At 61.8% G+C, this 6306-nt stretch carries 4 protein-coding genes; 1 reads left to right on the plus strand and 3 read right to left on the minus strand.

The window, feature by feature from the left end:
- Positions 1-136 precede the first annotated feature (136 nt).
- From SNL23_RS10975 to SNL23_RS10985, 3 genes are all read right to left on the minus strand, one after another.
- Complete coding sequence (locus tag SNL23_RS10975; protein WP_318302247.1) at positions 137-1744, minus strand: hypothetical protein; 1608 nt, start codon at positions 1742-1744, stop codon at positions 137-139.
- A 65-nt stretch (positions 1745-1809) separates the two neighbouring features.
- The gene (locus tag SNL23_RS10980) at positions 1810-3546 is read right to left on the minus strand and encodes a hypothetical protein (RefSeq protein WP_318302248.1); all 1737 of its coding nucleotides are present in this window, start codon (positions 3544-3546) and stop codon (positions 1810-1812) included.
- Positions 3543-5369 (minus strand): tyrosinase family protein, encoded by a 1827-nt coding sequence (locus tag SNL23_RS10985; RefSeq protein WP_318302249.1) that lies wholly within the window; start codon positions 5367-5369, stop codon positions 3543-3545. The genes SNL23_RS10980 and SNL23_RS10985 overlap by 4 nt, the downstream gene beginning before the upstream one ends.
- 138 nt (positions 5370-5507) lie before the next feature.
- Between SNL23_RS10985 and SNL23_RS10990 the strand changes: the two genes are divergently transcribed.
- Positions 5508-5993, plus strand: coding sequence for an Lrp/AsnC family transcriptional regulator (locus SNL23_RS10990; RefSeq protein ID WP_173860396.1), 486 nt, complete (start codon positions 5508-5510; stop codon positions 5991-5993).
- Positions 5994-6306: the final 313 nt, after the last annotated feature.

Here is a 6306-nt window from a genome sequence, read left to right on the forward strand (position 1 = left end):
CCGCCATCACCCAAATAACGGATATACACCCAGCAGCGAACTTGCTCGCGAAAAACCTGAGAGCGCCGCGTTGAATCAGGATGCCAGCGTCATCGTTAACGACCTTCGCGAGCAAGCTCGCTCCTACAGAAGGCCTTCAGGGTTGGTCCTTGAGGGTCTGGAAGGCTTTCACGCGCTTGACCAGGCTTTTCTTGCTGGCCGAGTCGGCGCTGTTGAACAGGAACGAAAAGTCCGAGGCCAGCGTGGAGCTGCCGGCGATGGTCGCGTACTGATGACAGGCGTTGCAGTTATCGCCCTGGACGTAGGTCTCCAGGGTGGTGTTGGCCACCGGTACGTTGCCCTCGCTGATATACGGCCCGTAGGACAGCGGCACCGGCGCACCGACACCCGGTTCCGGTTGGATGGGCGGGTTGGGGCTGAGGGTCCAGAGTACGTTGATCAGTTTGTAGTACTGGAACACCGACTTGCCCTGGCTCTGCTGGGCGAAGTTGGCCTGCACCGCGCCGTTCAGGGCCTGCAGTGCGGTGGGCAGCGGATGTTCCCGGGTGGTCTGCACGGGCGCATCCCGTGGAAACGGCTCGGTGCAGTCGCGGTCGGGATGCTGCTGTTTGCACTGGATACGCGCCACGTTTGGCGTGCATTCGGGGCCGGTACCGCAGTTGGGGTTGTTGAAGGCAAAGCCGTCGGGCGGGGTCTGTTGTGGCGGCACCTGGTTGGGTTCCGGCACGTTGTCCACCTGCTCGAAGGTGGTCCAGATGAAGTTGGGCGAGGCTTGGGTCTTGTTGATGATGTGCAGGCCCACCAGGCCCACCACTTGCTGGGTGCACTGCAAGGTGGCCGGGTTTTTCAGCCAGGCGACGGTGGTCAGGTAGCGTCCGTAAAGCTCGGGTTTGCCAGTGAGGATCCGCCACGCCGCCTTGACCTCCAAGGCCCCCAGTTGCTCCTGCGGCACCGGGTTGGTCGGCAGCGAGCGCATGGCTTCACCGATGGGCAGGGAAAGCCCGCCCGGGTTCTGGTTGTCGATGTTCCGCGCCACTGTCAGCTGGTTGGCCGCGTCGTACAGGCCTTTGCTGACGATGTAGTCGAACTCGGCCTTGCCCACCTTGCGTTCAAAAAACACCAGGTTCTGCGACTGGTCCGTCAGCCAGCCGCCGGAGGCTTCCATGATCGGGTCGGGAATCGAGGCCAGGGTACCGCTGGACAAGTGAAAACCATGCCGGGCGTTGATCGCACTTTCGGAGGTGGCGGTCATGAACTTGCGCGCACCCACCGACATCGCCTTGAGGCTGCCCTGGGTGCTGCAATTGGACGGCACCAGGGTTTGCACGCCCCAGCCGGTGGGCGCGGGCGCGCCGGGCAGGAAGATATCGTTGGCGTCCTTGTAGCTGGCCCATACCGGCGCCACGCTCATTGGCTGGCCGGAGGCGGGCGGTACACCGAATTGCGCCGGGGTACTGTTCATGTCCGGCTCACCCGCGAGGGCGGGCGTGGCGGGCCAACCGGGATTCACCGGCCAGTTCAGGGCAATGAACAACTGCCAGCCAAAGCAATTCATAAAGCTCTGACCGGTGGCGTTGAAGTTGTTGACCGGCAGGAATCCGCCGCTTTTCGGGTTGAACACCAACTGTTGCTGCACGCAGGCGTCGGCGTCGGAAGTGGGGGATGCGTAGGCGGCCTGCATGGCGAACAGGCTCAGCACCACACTGGTCAGCAGCGATAAAACACTCAAGCGTAACCTGGACATCATCGCGTTCCTTGCAAGCAGGTGAAGCCGCACCCTGGGTGGGTGCGGCTGATGGGCGGTATCAGTCAGGCGCCAGGCACCAGCGCCAATCCGGATTCCCATGGGTGTTCCGTTGCGCTTGGGTTATCGGCTTCGCCCGGGTTGAGCGCGCGCACCGTCACCAGCCCCGGTGCGGCAGTGGGGCTTACGGTGATGGTCAGCAGGTAGCCCTGGGTGCCACCGGAGTTGGTTTGCCCGGGGATGGCCGAGGCATCCGGCAGGAACCGGGTGACCTGCGCCGTCACCCCTGGATTGGAAAACTGCACCCGCGCCGTCTCGGCGGTGGTCTTGAGGTCGGCGCCTTGCACCACCAGGGCAAACTGCCCGCTGGTGCCGGGAGCGAGCCAGGCCGGCAAGTCGGTAGGCGACTGCCCGTAGAACAGATCCACCGGCAGCAGTTGCACCGGCCAGGGTTGCACGCCGTTGACCCGATCCGTCACGCAAGGGCAGGAATCCGGCGTCGGGCTGATCGGCGTGGTGGTCACACTCAGGCCCACCAGCAGTTGCTGGGCAATCACCCACACATAGTCGATCGGCTGGCCGCTGATGGTGATGTCGTTGATCGAGAACCCGGCGCTGACCGGCACTTCAAACACTGCTTGCAGGATCTGGTCGGAGCCGTTGACGGCGGATTTGGCGGCGCCACGGGTAATCTTCCAGTACTGGCTGACGTCCTGGCCTTGCGGGCCTTTCCACGCCGAGAAGTCGGTGGGTTGTTGCAGGTACAGGCCGATGGGATTGGTCAGGGACAGCCGGTTATTCACCGCCACGCCGTTGGCCGAGAAACCGATATGCGGGTCGGAGTTGCGGTAGTTCTGCCCGTATTGCGCGCAGCAGATCAACGCCTCGGAATTCTGGCTGCTGCTTACCGGCCGCAGAATGGTCGCGGCGGCGGCCAGGTACACCTCGGCACTCAGGGTGTTGGGACCGGAGGTCAGGTGCATCGCACCGCCGTATTGGCCAGGTACGCAGGCGGTGCCGGCGTTCCATTTGTTGACGGTGTCGTAGGCCGGTTGGCCGGTGGTGGGGTCGATGACCGGATCGCCGGTTTTGCCGGTCGGGCAGTCGGCGGTGTAGCGCAGGTAGAGGTCTTCGAGTTGCACCTGCGGGTCGATGTAGTCGCGATACAGCCCCAGCACCGCATTCGGATCGATGCGCCACATGGCCAGGAAGTACGCCGGGTTTTCGCAGGTGAAGGTGATCTTGCGCATGTTGCCGTCGGCATCACGCACGATGGACCACTCGCAGTATTCGTCAAGCCAGCCACGCGGGCCAGATGGCGAGAAATCCTTGTACTTGCCTTGCCAGTCGATGCTGGGGCAACGGGTGGCGGGCAATTGCAACAGGGTGCCTTGCTTGTTCGGATCGTAGAGCGTGTAGAGGGTGTTGTTGAGGGTGATCTGTCCGTTGTCGGTCAGCTCCATCACCTGTTGCAGGGTCATGGCCTTGCCGCCCAATTGTGGGATTACCGCAGTGCCGTTGTTGTAGAAAAACGTCCATAGCCGGTTGGGGAAGGGCGCCCAGGTGATCGCCGGCAGGGTGGTGGGGCCGTAGCCTTCCACCAGCGGGTTGTAATAGCCCGAGCGCGGCGCGTCATAGAGGCCCGACCACGGGTTGCCGATGATCGCGGACTGGGTCCAGCCGGTGAGGTCGTTGTTCCAGTCGGTTTCAAACTGCGGCAACTGGTTTTCCAGGCCCAGCTTGTTGTAGTCCTTGGGTGCCTGCCCGGCGGGGGAGGTGAATTGTTTGAAGGGCGTGCTCATGGCGATTCTCCAGGTGTTGTGTGGGTGGAAGCAGCGCAGCAACCGGCACTGGGGGCAGGGCCGGTCATGGCCTGGCGCGGGTCGTCCCACACCAGTTGGGCGATAAAGCCTGGCAGCGGCGCATACTCTTGCGGCGTCAACACCCGGGCACTATCGAGATGGGTTACAACCACGGACAACTGGGTAGTGTCGGTGGGAAGAAGGTTCAGCACCCTGGCATTGCGCGCGGCATTCAACGCGCGGGACACGCCGTGGGTGATGCAACGGCCCTTGTCATCCACCAGGCCCATGCCGATGCGACTGAAGCGCCCGACATAGTGCGGATTGTCGGCACTCACCTGCTGCGGTGTGGCGTCGGGCTGGTTGAGGAATACGTCGATCAGGTAGGTGTCGTGGGTGCAGCGCACATGGTCGAACACCACCCACGGCCCGAGCCCGGCCGCGTTGCCGGTGGCCGGGGCGGGTACCGAACTGTGTGGGCAGCACGCCTTCGCAGCGGCCTTGGTCGCACCAAACTGTGGGGCGACGGGCGTGCCGTAGTCGTAGCCGATATGGCGGCTGTCCTGGGCCATATCGCCCAAGGTGGTATAGCGCCAGGCATCCGCGCTGGTGAACGTGACGGTGCTGGCCCCACTCCCGGCAAACGGCTGCAGCAGGCACTGGGTGGTGTACTGCGCCGCCGGGTTGGCACGGATCCACACTTCCAGCATCCGGTCGATATTGGCGTGGTAGGAACTGAACACCGGGTCGAATGCGGTGTAGGCGTTGTCGGCCATGTCACCGCCGATCCAGCCGTGATAGTTGTCGTGGGGCTGCTCGTAGAGCCCGTCGAAATTCAGGGCGCGGTTGGGGTACAGGTGGTCTTTTTGCGGCGGGTCAAACACCGGAATATTCGCCCATGGATAACCCGGTACACCTTGAGGCTGGCTGAACGAGGTGAACTTCAGCGCGTCGACCACTTGCTGCTGGAAAATCCGGCTCATGGCATACAACTCAGTACGCTCACGGCGGAACGGCTCGCCTTGGGTATAGAACAGCGGGTTGCGCTGCACGAAGCGGCAGTCCACGCCGTTGACATCGCCCCTGGCACACACCTTCGAACTGCCGTCCTTGGCCGCCGCGTAACGCAGCGGGTTCGGCCGCACTTCACCGGTGTGCGGGTGTACGTAGGTTTCATCGAGAAACGCCTGGGGCAAACCGGCCTGGGGGCTGCCGTCGACACTGGCGTCTTCGGCCATCCAGTCCCAATAGGGAATCGCGCAGTCGATCAGCGCTTCGAGGTACAGCAGATAGGCCCGATGCCACAGGGCAAACGCTTCCTGGTAATGCAGGCACCAGTTGGTATGGATGTAGGCGTAGCGCTGCCAGGGCGAGCCGCTGTCGGGGTCGGCGACTTGCATCACATCATCCAGGCGCGAGCGGTACAGGTTCAGTTGTTCCTGTGTCAGGGCGCGAATGTCCTGACGTACCCGTTTGACCGGGTGGGGCAGGTCGGGCGGGGGAATGCGCTCGGCGACATCGAACGGCGAGCTGGGGGTCAGGCGCCAGCCCTGGTTGACCCACAGCCTGAAGGTTTCCAGTGCGTCGATGGGCCAGAACTGCTGCTGGTCGAGAGTCAGCGGCATGCTGCGGGAGGCCAGGTGCTGGTAGATGGTTTCGGACCAGGTCTTGACCGAGGCGGGGTCTTCGAGGAATACGAAGTAGGCGTTCATGCAGCCCACCCATGAGGCGGTGACGGCGGCGCGTTGCTCTTGGGGGATCCAGTAGGGGGTGCTGAATAGGCCGTGGATGTCGGTGGCCCATGTCGGTTTCGCGACTATCATAAGATCCCTCTCATGCCGCCCCAGTGCCTGATTTGGCTGGGCTGCTAAGCTGGATTGATGTTAGTGCGCCGCTGCGCAGGATTTGTGCAAATTGGCGGGTGTTTACGGTGGATTCATTGCAGTTTTTTCAAGGAAGATATGGAAAAAATGACAGACGCCATGGATTTGAAGATTCTGGGGAAGTTGCAAAGGGATTGCTGCCAGAGTCTGGAGTTGTTGAGTGACAGTGTGGGGCTGTCGTCGACCAGTTGTTACCGGCGTATCAGGCGGCTGGAGAGTGTCGGGATCATAAAGGCGAAAGTGGCCGTGCTGGATGAGCGCAAGCTTGGGATTCAGGTGACGGCGTTCTTTTTGATTAAGCTTGATAGGGACAGTAATGATATCGACCGCAAGATGCAGCATATCCTGGCGAGTCATCCGGAGATTCAGGACTGTTATTTGCTGACCGGGGAGTTTGATTTTGTGATGGTGGCGAAGTTTCGGGATGCCACTGAGTACACTGATTATATCTATCGGTTTTTAGACATTTATCGGGATATTCCGATTCGTACTTATTCGTCTACTTTGGTGGTCAGGACGGTTAAGAAGTCTTATGAGTTGCCGTTGCCCTTGTCGGTGCTGTGATCGGGTGTATATCCGTTATTTAGGTAACGGCCACCTATGGTTCCGCTCTTACAGCGGGTCACTTTTGAAAAGCGCAAAAGTAACCAAAACGCTCTGCCCCGCCTGTCGGCGCCTCGCTTAGGCTCGGCGTTTCCTCACTTCGGCATTGCTCCGCGGGCCGCCGCGACGGGCCATCCATGGCCCGGCGCGGCTAAACCGGCGTCCTGCCGGTTTACCCGCTCCTCAATACCTGCGTTCGGCCTCGGGCTGAATGGGGCAGTCAGATCAAGATCAACAGCAGATCAAAAGCAGAGCACAGCGGCCTACCGGCCGG

The organism is Pseudomonas sp. SED1 (assembly GCF_034044025.1).
Classification (GTDB): Bacteria; Pseudomonadota; Gammaproteobacteria; order Pseudomonadales; family Pseudomonadaceae; genus Aquipseudomonas.